Source organism: Fusicatenibacter saccharivorans, from assembly GCF_015557635.1.
Classification (GTDB): Bacteria; Bacillota; Clostridia; order Lachnospirales; family Lachnospiraceae; genus Fusicatenibacter; species Fusicatenibacter saccharivorans.
Window position 1 is genome coordinate 116,633 of record NZ_JADNOP010000009.1, and the last position, 14,865, is coordinate 131,497.

Below are 14,865 nucleotides of genomic sequence, written 5' to 3' on the forward strand. Positions count from 1 at the left end.
AACGTCATTGATAATTCCCAACAGATGCTGTGATGAAATATCTATTTTATCTGCATACTCTATAACTTTTGCTTTATTACCTGCATCATGTCTGATCAAAGATGTGATACCAATGATTGCATTCATAGGAGTACGAATATCATGTGACATATTAGACAGGAAATCCGTTTTCGCCTTATTTGCATTTTCAGCTGTCTGTAAAGCCTCTGTTGCAACGTTCTTTGCCTTTTTCAGTTTTTGATTGACTACTTCCATTTCCTTCATTGTTTGCAAATGAAGTTCATTATTTCTTTTTTCATATTCTGCTCTTTGATCTGCAAGACTAAGTCTGGAAATACTGTAGAATAATCCGGCAAAAAGTAAAAGTATAAAACCTGCCATGAGTATTGTTGTAAACAACACCGTTTTCTGGTAATCCATCAGCACATTGTCCACAACTCCCTTGGCCACAATGCACACCAAAATGGTGTTGTTGCTTTCTATCGGGCAATACCCCAGATAATAGGGGTTCTGTTTTCTCAAAAGTGCAACTCCGGATTCCCTGTTATCAAACTTCTTTTTGAACAAATCAGCCTCTTCTTCTGTAATAGCCTGTTCCCCTTTTAAATGTTTTAACAAAGAATAATTACGCAGGTATTTATCTCCACTCTGGTTCGTATACGTAATATTTCCGTCATGATCCAGCATGAACAAATATGCTTTTCCATGATAACCTTTCAATTTTAACATGGAATCCAGTTTCGAATGATCATACACAGTTCCAATTGCCGTATAAGTTTCTCCATTGATCGTGTATTCCTGACATGGAATCGCAACCAGATAACCGTCTTTTTTCTTCTGATCATAATCAAGACGCACCAGTTTTCCAATATTGTATCCGTTCTTTAAGTCCAGCAGAAGTTTACTTGGCATATCAATCCGCATTTTTGTTCCACCTGCTGATATTGCCTGACCATTTTCCTGAAGGAATATAAGAGTACTTTCCGATTCTTTTTCCCATGCTTCAAAGAAATTTTTGTTCGTATCCGTTTCAAGAGACAGTTCCCTCTCATGAAGTAAGAATTCCTCAACCAACTGCAGCTGGCTGTAGTATCCACTCACCTGAAGATCATAGGTCTGCTGTATCTGTTCAACAACAGCTCCCATACTGCTTTTTCCATTTTCGCTGATATACTTATTAGACTTACTTATAAGATACTTGATACAAACTAAGCTTAAAAGAATCATAAGTAGTATAAGCAACAGCCTTGTTATTTTTTTCTTTTATTTACCGCTTGTTCTATCTCCACTTTTACTGTTCAACCTCTATATAGTCTTCCGGTGCTGACGGCTGCTGTCCTTTTGACATTGCTTCGGTCCATGCACTTGATAATGTTGTATCTTTAAGCTGCTCAATCTCACATTTCGGATTTATTTTTTTCAAAACGGACATTGTGGTGTCTGTAAGAAGAATCGAGTATTCCTTTTCTTTGTCTATTTTCTTATCATTAACTGTTAAGTCCTTTAACGAAAATCCACTTTTCTCTTGACTGACGATCATTTTCATACCAGATGCAATTGGTAATTCGTATTCATTGGTTACATAAAAATTCTCATCAGCTTCGGCGAGATAATTTTCCACGAGTTCACAAACCTGTTTACCATTTATTTTTGCAAAATATAATGTTGTATCTGAACTCTTCGCTGTCATCATGCCAACCCGGCTATTGGTGCATTCTCCTTTGTACATAGAAGAAGTAAAATAATAATATGGTGCCAGAGCCAGCTGTGCATCATTTTCTTCTCTGATCGTAGTTAAAATGGAAGATGCTGCATCACGGCCATTTCTATCGTTCAGTGAAATGGAATATTCATTTTCAAAATTCATCATTGCTTTTTCTTCTGGATCTTTACGATTCATTACACTGCGAAAAGTATCATAAGCCTGTGTTTCATCCATTTCCCCTGACAGTAATCCGTGAACAGCCTCAAGACTTGCATCAAATGATTTTTGGGCGGAATATCGGATATAAACAGCATTATGATTAATTTCCTCTTCCAGTCCAGGCACATCCTGCATCATGGTTGGAACATCTGTATTCAATGAAATAACACCGCTTCCATCCGCAATCAGCTTTTGCCCCTCTTCTGAAATCATACAATCCAGCACATCCAGCGCAGTATCCAGTTTCTCCCGGTCTTTTTCCAGGTTTTTGTTAAATGCAATGTTTAAGGACGGAGTCATGTACACATAGGATTCATCCGATGTCTGTGAAAAGTAAGGAATACGGGTCAGCTCCGCATCCATCTGTTTCTGCAGCTGCTGCATAACCGTCGGATGTCCATGAAACATTGCTGATTTTCCCTCGACAAACATCTGGATTCCTGTATCGACGTCAATATTGATATCTTCTTTACCAAAGTGCGAGTCCTTAAGAAACTGACTGGTTTCTGAAAAAATACGTTTCCATAATGTATCATCAAACTTCACTTCATCCGCTGCAGTCTCTGCACCGTTTCGCCATTCAATACCATCCAGGCTTGTAAACTCACCGATTGCCGCCGCCTGGATGATTTCATTATTAGACCAGTCTTCCCCAAGATCCATGGAATACGGTTTTATGCCATTATCATAAAACTGCTGACAGGCCTGTACATATTCCTCATAATTTTCTGGAATCTTTACGCCATACTGATCAAACAGTGTTTTGTTGGCAATGATCGTCTGCGGAATACCACAGATTGGCAGCCACTGGATTTCATCCTCCTCATTCTTATAATATTGCACCGCATAAGAATAATACTTGGAAACAACATCATAAGAAGCAAAATCCATAAGATAAGGCTGTAAGTCCTGTGCATCTGTTCCAGAAAATCGACGTACTGTTATAATATCCGGTAATTCATCATGTTCTTTAAAATAACTGTATAAATCAGTATCATTGTTACCTATAATAAATTCAATATCCTGATCTGGAAACTGTTCATGGATATAGGGCGCAATATTTTTCATCAAACGATTTTCCCACAGATAAACGGTAAGATGATCATCGTTTTTAGATACTTCTTTCTTTGACTGTCCACATCCAGACAAGACAGCAGTTGCTACAAGTACACCTGACACCACTGCTATCAGACAACGTTTTGCCTTATTCATACTCTCACTTTCCTCATTCTTTCCTGATAAAATCATTATTGTTACGTCTGTGAAATAACACCGTAAAAAAGCACCGTCAGACAGACAGTGCACCTCATTTTATGCAACTGGCTGCCATTTTAAAGGCCCTGTAGCTTTGCGTCCCAGACTTTCATCTGGTTTGCCAATTTCCTTATTATAGCTTTAATCTTATGCAAAAAACTGATTTTATTATACTTTAGTGTTCTACTATACGCAAGAAAAAGATTAACATTTTAACGTTCAAAAGCAAAAAAAAGAACAGCCGATACATATACCCGAACTGTTCTCCTACTTCCGAAGTCCACGCAGCATTGACATTACTGTTTCCTGCTCATTTGTACTCAGATCGTTCCATATCCCTAGAACTTCTTTCTGTTTTTCTGTCAGATTCTCTGAATTATCTTCCTGAAAAAACTGCGCTAATGTCACGCCCAAAGCTGCACATATTTTTTCAAGTGTGATCAGTGACGGCAGGTTTTCCTGCTCTGGTTCATATGATTAGCGCCTATTAGGAAAACACACTGTCAAAGGGGTTTGTAGCGGGGGTTAGCCCGCTACTGCGGTATCTTCCGTAGTGTTAATTTCAATGTACTCTGCAATCTTGCGGAGCTCGTCAGCAAATTTGAATTTCACGCTGATATTGCCGTTTTCATAGACCTTGATATAGTCCACAAGCTCAACCAAGATTTCCCGATTGAGGGCTTCAATGTTTTGATACTTCATAAAGGCTACCAGTGCAGGATGCTCGTTGTCCACACCGTTTGCCAGTTCTGCGCGTTTAGCGTTCAGCCGGGTAAGCACCGCGGAAATATCAGAAGTCTGCCGTTCATAGTCAGCCTTCATATCCCGGTATTCCTGCTGGGTGATTTCACCGTCTTTCCAGTCCTGATAAAGAGATTGCTTGTAGCGTGTTATCTTTGTCAGTTCCCGCTCTTTTGCAGCTATCAGATCGTCCAGTCGGTAAGACTGGCTTTTTTTGATTGGAGCGGAATTGATCTGCGTGACGATTTCCGAGTAGGAAACAGCCAAATGTACCTGATGCTGTACGGCGAACAGAACAGCAGCCTCCAGCCGTTCATGCTTGATTGAGTGCATGGTGCAGGCTGTCCGGGAACGGTTCTTGTAGGTTGAGCAAGAATAATATACATTGTTGTTCTTGCTAACGCATCGGGTAATGGCCCGCCCGCAATCGGCACATTTCAGAAAGCCGCTGAATAAATGTACCTCACGGCCTTTCGGGGAAGTACGGGTATCACGCTGTAAGAGAGCCTGTACCTTATCGAAAGTTTCATAGTCGATAATGGCCTCATGTGTTCCAGCCACTTCCACCCATTCCTCGCGGGGAACAGCTTCAATCTGGTGTACCTTGTAGCTTTTCACCCGGCTCCGGCCTTGGGCTAAGTCCCCGGTGTAGGTCGGATTGGTAAGAATGGAGTGGATCATGCGGGCTCCCCACATAGGATCGTCATACCCTCTTGTCGAAACAGGCAAGCCCTTTTGTACCTTGTAAGCCGAGGGGCTAGGTACGCCGTGCTCGTTCAGGTACAACGCGATAGCACGTTTTGATGACCCTTGAATAAGCATTGTGAAAATGAGTTTGACATTTTCAGCAGCATCGGGATCAACAATCAGCCTGTGCTTGTCCTTTGGGTGCTTTACATAGCCGTAAGGAGCAAATGCTCCGATATACTGGCCGTTGCGCCGTTTGTAATCAAATACCTGCCGGATCTTTTTGGAAGTCTGATAGCAGTAATTATCGTTCATCACGTTTGTAATGGGAACGATGATATTTGAAACGCTGTCGGGGTTCTTGTAGCTGTCCACATTCTCAGCAAGGCTGATAAAGCGAACACCCATTTGAACAAACAGGTTGTCGATCAAACTTCCGGCATCGCTATAATTTCGTGCGAAGCGGGACAGGTCTTTTACTATAACGCAGTTGATTTTACCACTCATGACATCCGCCAAGAGCCGTTGAAAATCTTCACGGTTAGCGTCCGTTCCAGTATGTCCGTCATCTACATATTCCGTGACACTTTCAAACTCGTCAATGTTGCGTCGGTAAAAATCGTTCAGTAGGTCACGCTGGTTTTTTACGCTGTTGCTATCGTCTTTTCCTTTTTTCAAATCTTCCTTTGAAAGCCGGATATAGATGCCCAGCCGCCAGCGGCGAATTGTGTAAGAGGGAGAGAAACTCTGCTGATACCCTCTGTTTTTTGCTCGTGCCATTGTTCCTCCTTCCCTATCACATTACACTTATATTATAACTCTGTCCGGGGAGGACAACAAGGATGCCTCCGCTTCGGGACACTTTGTCTCGAAGAAGCAAAGCGAGCTGTAACCGAAGTTACAGCCCGCTTCTTTGCCGCAGCAGGAAATCCGTCAGCTTATCTTGGAGAGATGGCCCGCTTTCAGCAAATTCAATTTTCACGCCAACACCACCGATGCAAAAGCAGTATGGATTTTTGACAGTCTGCAAAAATCGAGAGATGCGCTCCTTTCTGGAAAGCGCATTGTCAAAGGTCATACCGCTCACATCAGGCAGGGACTCGGCAGCCACCGCGCCAATGTCAACGCTTCTCATTTGTTCAAGTTCCTGTGTAGTTAATTTCACGGTAAACCTCCTTCGCAGATTGATAGAACGTCTCCCGCTGTTTGGTGGGGAAACGCAACAGGCCAGCACCACCGGGATGCTGGCCTGTTGCCTTACTCCACCTTGGGACACTTTGTCTCGAGGCTTATTATAGCTTTTGAATATTAGAGAGCGCCGCACATATTTACTTGGCCTGTCCAAAGACAATCGTTATTTTCTGTGCGGCGCTCTCCAAGCAAGTGAAGTGACAAGCCCGGAGGAACAGGCAGCCAGTCTGTTCATTGCCGGATCGTGGCCTTGGGATGGCCGAGCCCATTTACGATGTTGGTGTTGTTCGCTCAATCTCTTTTTGGAAATGTCACCGCGCACCCACCGTCTGGCTCCCCGAACTTACTCAGGGTTGCCGTTATTCCCTTGCGTTAGGAAGAAAACCTCCTCTCATAAACCGAGACATTTTTTCATCAATTCCAAGTGGGTTAAGATGAAAAAATCAAAAAGTTTTTTTCATGCGTTCAAGGCCACGCTTGACCGACTGGCGAATAGACTCCTCATGTACGCCCTCGGCCTCGGCAATTTCCTTAATCGACTTGCCAAGAATGATATGTGCGTCAATTCTGCGGCCCTGGATCTCCGGCAGAGAATTGAGAGCGTTCCACAGACGAAGAAAGGTTTCCATCCGTTCAAGGAGCTCCTGCGGGGTCGGCTCATGCAGGCAAGCGGAATACTCAATCCCGTCATCGCAGTCCAGAGAATACTGCGCCTTGTGCCGGGAGAGCCGCCGCTGGTAGGCCATTTCATAACGGGCATCGGCCTTGAATACCTCGGCCACCTCGTCAGAAACTTCGATAAGCTGATCCTGCGTGTACCAATAATAAAAATCTTTCAAATTGATAGTAGTCATCGTAAAATCCTCCATTTCAGTTTGTTCGGGGTTGGTCGGAAACGAAATGGAGTAACGGCGGAGAACGGCACCGCACCTCGGGACACTTTGTCTCGAAGTCTGGAAAGCAAAATGCGCCTGCGCGACACAAGGCCGCACAAGCGCACGAAAATATATTATCGGTTATGTACTGTTTAATTTCACATTCAAAGCCGGACTGCTCCGATGGAGGGGCTACGCTTTTTTTAACTGGTGGAGCTCGTGGGAATTATGGAATATGAAAATGGACATGGTGATACCTCCTGGGAACCGCCATGTCCTCATAAAGAGGGACTTTAACACACCCTCCATTTTTTATTTTGAAAAAGAAAACAGCGGCTCTATTGAACCGCCACCAAGAAAACTAAATTGAACGTGAAAATTTTCTGCCCAGCAGCGGTTTTTTTCTTTCCTGCCGCTGGGCAGTAAAATCACTTTATATCAAAGTTCTGCGATCATTTATTACCTAATTCCGTGGAACAGGCCATTAAAAAATAGTTATTTTGGTTAAATTGAAATTTTCCGACTTGTGTCATAGAAACCTTCCTTGTATGTGCGGCATAAGAGCGGGGATTGATCTGGTTAATAAAAGTAGCCATTATAGGATAACGCTCTTTCATGCTGGATAAAGACGCATAAAATACTCGCTCAAATAATCCAGACCCGCGAACGGATTTATCAAGACAAACCGGCCCATACTGATAAGAATTTTTTGCAGTAAGCGTTTTTCCGTTAAAAGAAAAATTTGGTAGTTGTTCTATCATATAGACAAAGAACGGCCATTCCGCCCAAAACTCCCATGATGCGGCCATAGCAAAAGCAAGAATTTTCTCATTTTCCTTGGCAATCGTAACGCCATTCTCTTTTGTAATAAGTGTCACAAGCTGTTTTTCCGTCATGTTGGTGGTAACAAAGCCATCTGTTTTATCCGAAACATGACTGACATGATTTGCTTTCAGTAAATCAAGAACCCCCTGAACATCCTCTAAAGTTGCCTGTTGAATCAACATATTCATTCCTCCAAAATTGTTTTTATAAGTGCTTGTATATGAAGTTGCATGGTATCCAGACTCGGTATGGATAAATTTCTTCCCTCAAAAATAAGCGGTAATTCTGTACAACCTAAAATAACAGCATCAATATTTTGTATCTTTGACATTTCCTCTACAATTTCTACAAAATGGCTGGCAGTTTCTTCTTTGACGATACCTAATTCTAATTCATTTAAAATATGGTCAGCAATATAGTCCCGCTCTGCCTGTTCAGGTATTTTTATTTCAATTCCCGCCTCCTCAAAAGGTATTTTAAAATAGTTACCTTCCATAGTTGCGGCTGTTCCAAGCAATCCTATCTTTTTCAGTCCTTGCCGTTTTGCTTCAGCACAGGCCGTTTCAACAATGCTTACAAGCGGAATAGGCGATTGTTTTTGCAATTCGTTGAAAACTATGTGTCCAGTATTGCAAGCTAACGCTCCAACCTCCGCTCCTGCCGCCGCAAGATTTTGGATGCCTTTCAGTAAATATTTTGTCAGTCCTTCCCGGTCCTTTTGAGAACTCATACGGATTACTTCAAAAGAGCTAAGACTTTCAATTACTAATGGCGGGAAAAAAGGTTTGTTCAGTTTTTTCTGAACACCATAGATAATTCCACGATAATAAGGAATCGTAGATTCCGGGCCAACGCCGCCGATCAATCCTAATTTTTTCATGAAAACACCTCCTCATAAGCAGCTTTAAACACCGCTACGCTTATATCAATATCATTCTTTGTTGTCATATGCGAACAAACGCTTATTCGGATTATATTTTTTCCTTTCCACTGACTTCCGCTACACCAGCAAATACCGCTGTTTTGAACAATGCGTAAAATTTGAGCTGTCTGTTCCTCTGTCTCACAGGCAATCATAAATTGATTAAAAACAGGGGGATTTACCAACGTATAGCCCACTTTTTTAAGCTGTTCTGCAAAATACTCTGTATGGCCGCAAAGAGTGTCAACAAGGTTTTCCACTCCGCTTGAACCCAAGGTTTTCAATACAGCCCATAGAGGAATTGCCCTTGCCCTGCGGGACATTTCTGTTGTATAAAGCATACCGTCCCGCTGTGTTCCATACGCAATATATGAGCCATTTGCCTGCAATGCAGATACAAGAGCATTTCTGTGACGGCATAGCACAATTCCACAATCATATCCGGCATTTAAGGTTTTGTGTGCGTCCACAGACCATGAATCGGCTTTTTCGATTCCTTTTGTAAGGACACGATATTTTTTAGAAGCTGCGGCCCAAAGGCCAAAAGCACCATCAATATGTACCCACGCGCCAGCCGCTCTTGCCATATCGCATAATTTATCAATCGGGTCAAAACTTCCGCCATTCACATTCCCGGCTTGCAAAATGAGTAGTGTATTCTTATCAAGTTTGGGAACAGTTTCAATTTTAATTCGCCCTAATTCATCTGTCGCAAGCATTTCAATTTCGTCTGTACCAAATCCCAAAACAGAAAGAGCCGCTTTTACGGAGGAATGAGCCTCTTCACTGATTAAAACATGAAGCGGTGGAGCATTTCGGAATCCCTTTTCTGAAATACTGTAACCTTGCCTGTTTAATAATTCATTTCGTGCGGCGGCTAATGCACAGATAATCGCATTGGATGATCCAGTTACTAATCCCATGGCAGTTTGTGGTTCCAGCCTCAGAAGCTGTACAATCCAAAGCTCGCATATCATTTCCAGCTTGGATGTCACAGGTGACATTACATACAAAGCGCTGTTTTGATTCCACGTATCCGCAAGCCATTCAGCCGCATGAGCTACCGGAAACAGGCCGCCGTTTACAAATCCGAAAAATCTCCCTCCGATCTCGGCAGTTGTAGCTGGAGAACCTATTTCATGTAATTGTTTTATAACAGCAAAGGCATCTACTCCATCAAAAGGAAGCTCCTCGTCGAATACATTTAATTCTTGTATTGCCTTTTCATCTGGAAACGGGGGCTTTTGATAAATTGTATTGATATAATCAAAAGCATATTGAGACACTTGCTCTAACAGACCGCCATACTGTTTATCACATTGCAATACAGGCAGCGTATGCCCTTTTATAGTTTCTTTTCTCATCATACCTAATTACGCCTCCTGCTGTTAATTGGAAGCCTCTTCTGGTAAATAGATGTCCGCCTGCGAGTAGAGAGCAGCTTTTCCAGCCAGTATGACCCGTTCTTTTTCCAAACGGCAATAGAGAACGCCGCCGCGTGGGGATGCCTGATAAGCAACCAGATTATTCTTCAATAGCTTCTTTGCCCAGTACGGAATAATATGACAATGTCCAGAGCCGCAAACCGGATCCTCGGCAACATTCAGTTTAGGAGCAAAAGAACGGGAAATGCAATCATACGCTTCCCCATCTGTCCTTGCAGTTACCTGAAGAAGCAGTCCTTCTAACCCTTTTACTTTTTCCAAATCAGGTGCAAGACTTTTTATTATAGACGTGTTCTCAAATACGCAAAGTAAATCACGTCCTATATAGGCCTCTTTAGGGGCTATACCAATAGCATCTGTCATTTCTTTCGTTACAGGAATTTGTTTCAAATCGTAAGCAGGAAAATCCATTTCATATAGATTGCCGCGCCGGACAACCGTCAATTTGCCGCTCATAGTAGAAAAAGCAACGCTTTCTTTTCCTTGCTCGTAATAATTCATAAGCACATAAGCACAAGCTAACGTTGCATGACCGCATAAGTCTATCTCTCCGCCAGGAGTAAACCAGCGCAAGTCATAGTTTTCTCCGTTTTTAACAGTAAACGCCGTTTCAGAAAGATTGTTTTCTTTCGTAATGCTCTGCATTAAATTATCAGGGAGCCATTGATCGAGAACACAGATGGCTGCTGGATTGCCCTTGAACACGGTATCTGTAAAAGCGTCCACGATATATTGTTTCAATACTGTACCACTCATATTTACTTAACCTCCTGCTTGTGTTTTTGACAGTTTTAGTATATACTACGCACAAGAATAAGTAAAATAAATAATTATAAACAAAACATGCAGAAAGGTTATTTGAATAATGCACAGATATATTGCTTTAAAAAAAATTGTTGAACTCGGAAGCTTTACAAAAGCTGCTGATGTTTTGGGATATACACAGCCAGCTATGAGCCAAATGATTACATCTCTCGAAAAGGAACTTTCTATCAAGCTTTTGTATCGTTCCAGATATGGTATTCGTTTGACTATTGAGGGTGAACGACTATTTCCCGCTATTCAAAATACAATTTCACAATATCAATCCATGCAGGAAATCGCAAAAGAAATCCGTGGGTTAGATTCCGGTACGATTCGGATTGGAACGCTGTCCAGCATTTCCTGCCACTGGCTCCCGCAGCTTATTCAAGCATTTCAGGAGAAATATCCAAATGTAGAATTTATCCTACATCAAGGAGACAATAACAGTATTCCTGAATGGATACGAACAAGCGAAATAGACTTCGGATTTGTCAATCTTGATGTGCTGTTAAGCGCCAGTGAAACAAGGTTTATCAAAGAGGGGGAATATCGTGCGGTTCTCCCACTATGCCATCCGCTGGCAAATGCACCGTATGTTACATTAGAGGATCTTGCCAAAGACCCTTTTTTAGTAATTGAGGAGGGCAGTCTTAGCAAACCTTTAGAAGCGTTTCGACAGGCAGGATTAGAACCAAGCGTGCGTTTGCGCGTTCATGATGATTACTCAATTCTTTCTATGGTCGAAACGGGTATAGGAGTTAGTATTTTGCCGGAATTGGTACTGAGAAAAACAAATTACAAGGTTGCAATTCGTCCTCTCCATCCGGTTGTTACACGAAAAATAGGATTAGTTGCAAAGGGGAATAATGAGTTGCCGATTGCAAGCAAATATTTTATAGATTTTTTGTTTGCGCATATAGATGAATTACCATAGCTTAAAATATGAAATTAAATAGTCAGTAGTATGAAAATTAAAGTCGTTCAAATACTAATACCTGAAATGTAAAATTACATTGGGTGATGTTATGAAGATAGAACGAGATGAACGGCGGTTTGATTTTCACGATATAGGAAAAGCGATTAAGGATACGAGGAAAGCCAGCGGGATGACGCAGGAACAACTGGCCTTTATTGTTGATCGGGCTCCCCGTACCATCATGTATAATGAGAATGACGGCCAGCACCCCAGCCTCAATACTTTTTACCAGATGGTCACAATGTTTGATATATCGGTAGATCAATACTTTTATCCGTCCAAAAACAGGGGGAGTGAGTGCAGAAAGCGGATTGATGCGATGCTGAACTCGTTGGACGAAAAGGAATTAAAAATTGTGGAGGCCACCATCCAAGCGATGAGAGCCGCCAAGGAAACGGAGGATGCGTAAGAAAAGCGTAACCTCCGTTTTTTTGCGCCATGTTGCGGGTTGCGCGTTTTGGCAAGCAATTCGGGTGTGGCCACACTCCGAAATTTTTGCAGGGCGCAGGGCCCGCAAAAATGCTTGTTGGGGAGCTCCCCAAACCCGCTGTACTTCGGGACAAATTGTCCCAAAGTCCCGGTGCGCTGCACCGTAGTCTGCGGCCCGTCACTATCGTTCCTGGGCCTTATTTTCACGCTCGTCTGTTATGCCGAGCAGATGATCAATGTTCGCTTTTATTGCCACGGCCTCCCGCATTTGCCGCTGGGCCTCCCGGTATTCTGCATAAAGCTCTTTTTTCTGTCCTGCCAGCTCACGGCGGGATTTTTTTAGTGCTTCAATCTTAGGGAGCTTTGCGCCGTTCAGTATGGTGTTCATGGTATCTTTTGCCGCCCGGTAAGTGGCAAGCTCTGCTTCATGCTGGGCCAGATACTTTTTGCTGTACCGCGCAGCCTTGTACCCATCGAATACCGGGCGGGTCTTGGCATAGTCCACCGTGGCAGCCATCAGCTCCGAGGTTTTGGAAAGAGCCTCCTCCGTTGTGCGGAGCTCGTCAGACAGCTTGTGAAAGTGATCCACCGCAGCCTCGGTGCTGGCCGTCAGCGCCGCATAGTCTGTCAGATGATGCTCCTGCAAATACTGGAGTGCAGCCGCCATCTGCTTTAAGTTGTAGACCTTGGCCCATCGTTCATAGGCCGGGCCCTTGCCCTGGGCCATACGCTCTTGAATGTCGATGATGAGATTAACTCGCCGTGGCGGAACCGTGGGCTCCTCTGGCAGCTCAGGGAGTGGACGTTTCCCGGCAATTACTGCCTTGATGTCCTCCGGGTCAAATCCGGCTCCCAGTGTAGAAGCCCGGAGCCGAGTCGGTTTTTCCTGCCCGGGCGCAAGGAATGAGATGACACCGCCGCGTCCTTGTTTCACCGAAAAGCCGGACTCCTCCATGAGACGAAGAAAGTCGGCAAAGTCTGTGGGCTTTTTCTCCAAAGCCGCGAGAATAGCCAGCCGTACCCGCTGCTTGGCAGAGGGTGGCTTTTCTCCGATCCACTGTCCATAGTGAAGAAAACGGCCCTTGCTGTGCTGGCACGGATTTTGGATAACAGACAATTCATGTTCGATGCACACGCGGTCAGAGAGCCGCCGCAGGGCAAAGGACGAACCAATGAAATTATGAAATTTCCGGGAGCGGTCAAAGGCCGTTGCATTGAAATAAATGTGATTGTGGATATGGGCCTTGTCGGTATGCGTACAGACAAAGAACTGATACTTTCCCTTTGTCCATCGCATTGCCGTTTCATAACCGATACGGTTTGCTTCTTCCGCCGTAACCTCCCCGGGCAGGAACGCCTGCCGGATTTGAAAGAACAGGGCCCCGCGAGATACGGCTCGGCCTGTCTCTGCAAGGTATTGACTTTTTACCAGAAGAAACTCGGCGGGGGCCGTGCTCGGGTCGCAGAGATAGGAAGATACGGCTCCCAGCTTTTCCGGGTTCAGGCCATAGGTGAAACGATCCTCCATCGTTTGAATTGCACTTTTTCCCGCCGCTGTTTTATAAGGGCGGATGTAGGTGGTCGTCGTAGAAATCCCTCCTTCCGGCAAACAGTATTTTTACTTTGGGACACTTTGTCCCGAAGTAGGAAAAACCGGGGAGCGGTATCAACCACTCCCCGGACGGGTCAGAGCTCTACCAGCGCGGAGAGCTGTTTCAAGAGATCAGACAGCGGCCCCCACAAAGCGGCATAGTCCCGCTGCAAGGCCGCGAGTTCTTCGGGATAAATTGCGCCGTAGGTGTTGGCCTGAATTGCCACTTGGTTCAGATTGTTGGAGCATCGCCGCTGGAGCGAAACCAGCTCGCGAACCGGCGAAAGGTCAACATGAAGCACATACCCACTCAGGGCCATTTTCCGCATATAGGCTCCCATGTTACGGATGCCAGCCTCCGCCATACGTTCTTGAATCAGGGCCTGCTCCGCCTCCGACACCATCACATGAAGATGGATCGGACGGCGGCGTTTCTTTGTCATCGCTCCTCACGCTCCCGGCTGCGGCAGGCGCGGGGCGGCTCCTTTACCTTATCCAGCGGCTTTCCCTGTTCGTCTGCCGGAACGGGGCGCGGCAAATGAAATTCACGGTGCAGGCGCAGCGCCTCCAGTACAGACAAATCCTGTTCACGTTTCTTTTCCATATACGCACCTCCTTATCTATCGCCACGGTCAGGCTGCCTGCGCTGGGGAGCCGGAGCCTCCGAGCCGCGATCTGCCTCCGCCAACTTTGCCGCGTTTTTCATCTGCTCGACAATCGGACGGGGCCTGTCGGGATTATCAGGCGCAGGACGCAGCTCATAGTCGGATGCCTGTTTTTCTGTCAGGGGGCGGGTATAGGTAAGATAACCCCAAGCCAGGAACGAGCCATTTTCCACCGGGACGCGCTGATCGTAATTGAAAATTTCATCCGGCTTGTTATAGGGCGGCTTCGGGAATGTCCCGATGTCCACAGGCCGCTGGGTCGAATAATACTTGTAAAGACCGGGAGCCTCGGTCTGCCTGATCCCCACGTTATAAATACGCTGATAGTCCTGCACCCGGTCTGTGAAATCCTGTTCCATCGCGGTGCGGTCATTTCCATAGTGACCCCATTCATACTGCCGCTGGCCGTCCTTGTCATCATAGCAGGCCCATGTGACATAGCGGGATGGCGCGGTGGGATGTTCGCCCAATGCAAATCCTCGTCCATTTTCCAGCATGACCGCCTTCAAAATGGCATAGCCTTGATTTTTGTCCAT

The 14,865-nt window shown here is 44.7% G+C and carries 15 protein-coding genes and 1 riboswitch; of the genes, 2 read left to right on the top strand and 13 right to left on the bottom strand.

Features of this window, described 5'->3' with window-relative positions; translation table 11 throughout:
• From I2G42_RS09335 to I2G42_RS09375, 9 genes are all read right to left on the bottom strand, one after another.
• Positions 1-1,146 (bottom strand): sensor histidine kinase (locus tag I2G42_RS09335; protein ID WP_276511278.1); only part of this gene is annotated, 1,146 nt, incomplete at its 3' end.
• Positions 1,147-1,291: 145 nt separating this feature from the next.
• Positions 1,292-3,136: an ABC transporter substrate-binding protein gene (locus I2G42_RS09340; RefSeq protein ID WP_195530993.1), complete on the bottom strand. Its 1,845-nt coding sequence runs from the start codon at positions 3,134-3,136 to the stop codon at positions 1,292-1,294.
• Positions 3,137-3,235: 99 nt separating this feature from the next.
• Positions 3,236-3,311: riboswitch (cyclic di-GMP riboswitch) on the bottom strand.
• A gap of 392 nt (positions 3,312-3,703) precedes the next feature.
• Positions 3,704-5,386 carry a recombinase family protein gene (locus I2G42_RS09345; RefSeq protein WP_055228217.1) on the bottom strand — a complete coding sequence of 561 codons (1,683 nt, stop codon included), beginning with the start codon at positions 5,384-5,386 and terminating at the stop codon, positions 3,704-3,706.
• Positions 5,387-5,504: 118 nt separating this feature from the next.
• On the bottom strand, positions 5,505-5,771 hold the full coding sequence (locus I2G42_RS09350) for a DUF6870 family protein (RefSeq protein WP_007884026.1): 267 nt from the start codon (positions 5,769-5,771) through the stop codon (positions 5,505-5,507).
• A 469-nt stretch (positions 5,772-6,240) separates the two neighbouring features.
• On the bottom strand, positions 6,241-6,651 hold the full coding sequence (locus tag I2G42_RS09355) for a sigma-70 family RNA polymerase sigma factor (RefSeq protein WP_055228216.1): 411 nt from the start codon (positions 6,649-6,651) through the stop codon (positions 6,241-6,243).
• A 473-nt stretch (positions 6,652-7,124) separates the two neighbouring features.
• Entirely contained in the window at positions 7,125-7,679 is a 555-nt protein-coding gene (locus tag I2G42_RS09360) for a GNAT family acetyltransferase (protein ID WP_055228215.1), read from the bottom strand.
• Between the two features lie 2 nt (positions 7,680-7,681).
• Positions 7,682-8,377, bottom strand: coding sequence for an aspartate/glutamate racemase family protein (locus I2G42_RS09365; RefSeq protein ID WP_055228214.1), 696 nt, complete (start codon positions 8,375-8,377; stop codon positions 7,682-7,684).
• Positions 8,374-9,786: a pyridoxal phosphate-dependent decarboxylase family protein gene (locus I2G42_RS09370; protein ID WP_207643434.1), complete on the bottom strand. Its 1,413-nt coding sequence runs from the start codon at positions 9,784-9,786 to the stop codon at positions 8,374-8,376. Before I2G42_RS09370 ends, I2G42_RS09365 begins: the two co-directional genes overlap by 4 nt.
• A gap of 21 nt (positions 9,787-9,807) precedes the next feature.
• Positions 9,808-10,620, bottom strand: coding sequence for a PhzF family phenazine biosynthesis protein (locus I2G42_RS09375; RefSeq protein WP_055228213.1), 813 nt, complete (start codon positions 10,618-10,620; stop codon positions 9,808-9,810).
• Between the two features lie 109 nt (positions 10,621-10,729).
• Between I2G42_RS09375 and I2G42_RS09380 the strand changes: the two genes are divergently transcribed.
• Positions 10,730-11,602 carry a LysR family transcriptional regulator gene (locus I2G42_RS09380; protein ID WP_055228212.1) on the top strand — a complete coding sequence of 291 codons (873 nt, stop codon included), beginning with the start codon at positions 10,730-10,732 and terminating at the stop codon, positions 11,600-11,602.
• 91 nt (positions 11,603-11,693) lie between these two features.
• Positions 11,694-12,053, top strand: a complete 360-nt coding sequence (locus I2G42_RS09385) for a helix-turn-helix transcriptional regulator (RefSeq protein WP_055228211.1) — start codon at positions 11,694-11,696, stop codon at positions 12,051-12,053.
• 201 nt (positions 12,054-12,254) lie between these two features.
• Here I2G42_RS09385 and I2G42_RS09390 read toward each other — a convergent pair whose 3' ends face one another.
• From I2G42_RS09390 to I2G42_RS09405, 4 genes are all read right to left on the bottom strand, one after another.
• The gene (locus tag I2G42_RS09390) at positions 12,255-13,601 is read right to left on the bottom strand and encodes a relaxase/mobilization nuclease domain-containing protein (RefSeq protein ID WP_055228210.1); all 1,347 of its coding nucleotides are present in this window, start codon (positions 13,599-13,601) and stop codon (positions 12,255-12,257) included.
• A 158-nt stretch (positions 13,602-13,759) separates the two neighbouring features.
• The gene (locus I2G42_RS09395; RefSeq protein ID WP_003020363.1) at positions 13,760-14,107 is read right to left on the bottom strand and encodes a plasmid mobilization protein; all 348 of its coding nucleotides are present in this window, start codon (positions 14,105-14,107) and stop codon (positions 13,760-13,762) included.
• Positions 14,104-14,268 carry a hypothetical protein gene (locus I2G42_RS09400; protein ID WP_167622862.1) on the bottom strand — a complete coding sequence of 55 codons (165 nt, stop codon included), beginning with the start codon at positions 14,266-14,268 and terminating at the stop codon, positions 14,104-14,106. Before I2G42_RS09400 ends, I2G42_RS09395 begins: the two co-directional genes overlap by 4 nt.
• A gap of 12 nt (positions 14,269-14,280) precedes the next feature.
• The gene (locus tag I2G42_RS09405) at positions 14,281-14,865 is read right to left on the bottom strand and encodes a defense against restriction DarA-related protein (RefSeq protein WP_055228209.1); all 585 of its coding nucleotides are present in this window, start codon (positions 14,863-14,865) and stop codon (positions 14,281-14,283) included.

Coding starts and splice junctions, on each gene's coding strand:
- I2G42_RS09340 (WP_195530993.1), bottom strand. CDS start 3,136: ATGAATAAGGCAAAACGTTGTCTGATAGCAGTGGTGTCAGGTGTACTT.
- I2G42_RS09345 (WP_055228217.1), bottom strand. CDS start 5,386: ATGGCACGAGCAAAAAACAGAGGGTATCAGCAGAGTTTCTCTCCCTCT.
- I2G42_RS09355 (WP_055228216.1), bottom strand. CDS start 6,651: ATGACTACTATCAATTTGAAAGATTTTTATTATTGGTACACGCAGGAT.
- I2G42_RS09360 (WP_055228215.1), bottom strand. CDS start 7,679: ATGTTGATTCAACAGGCAACTTTAGAGGATGTTCAGGGGGTTCTTGAT.
- I2G42_RS09365 (WP_055228214.1), bottom strand. CDS start 8,377: ATGAAAAAATTAGGATTGATCGGCGGCGTTGGCCCGGAATCTACGATT.
- I2G42_RS09370 (WP_207643434.1), bottom strand. CDS start 9,786: ATGATGAGAAAAGAAACTATAAAAGGGCATACGCTGCCTGTATTGCAA.
- I2G42_RS09375 (WP_055228213.1), bottom strand. CDS start 10,620: ATGAGTGGTACAGTATTGAAACAATATATCGTGGACGCTTTTACAGAT.
- I2G42_RS09380 (WP_055228212.1), top strand. CDS start 10,730: ATGCACAGATATATTGCTTTAAAAAAAATTGTTGAACTCGGAAGCTTT.
- I2G42_RS09385 (WP_055228211.1), top strand. CDS start 11,694: ATGAAGATAGAACGAGATGAACGGCGGTTTGATTTTCACGATATAGGA.
- I2G42_RS09390 (WP_055228210.1), bottom strand. CDS start 13,601: ATGGAGGATCGTTTCACCTATGGCCTGAACCCGGAAAAGCTGGGAGCC.
- I2G42_RS09395 (WP_003020363.1), bottom strand. CDS start 14,107: ATGACAAAGAAACGCCGCCGTCCGATCCATCTTCATGTGATGGTGTCG.
- I2G42_RS09400 (WP_167622862.1), bottom strand. CDS start 14,268: ATGGAAAAGAAACGTGAACAGGATTTGTCTGTACTGGAGGCGCTGCGC.
- I2G42_RS09405 (WP_055228209.1), bottom strand. CDS start 14,865: ATGGACAAAAATCAAGGCTATGCCATTTTGAAGGCGGTCATGCTGGAA.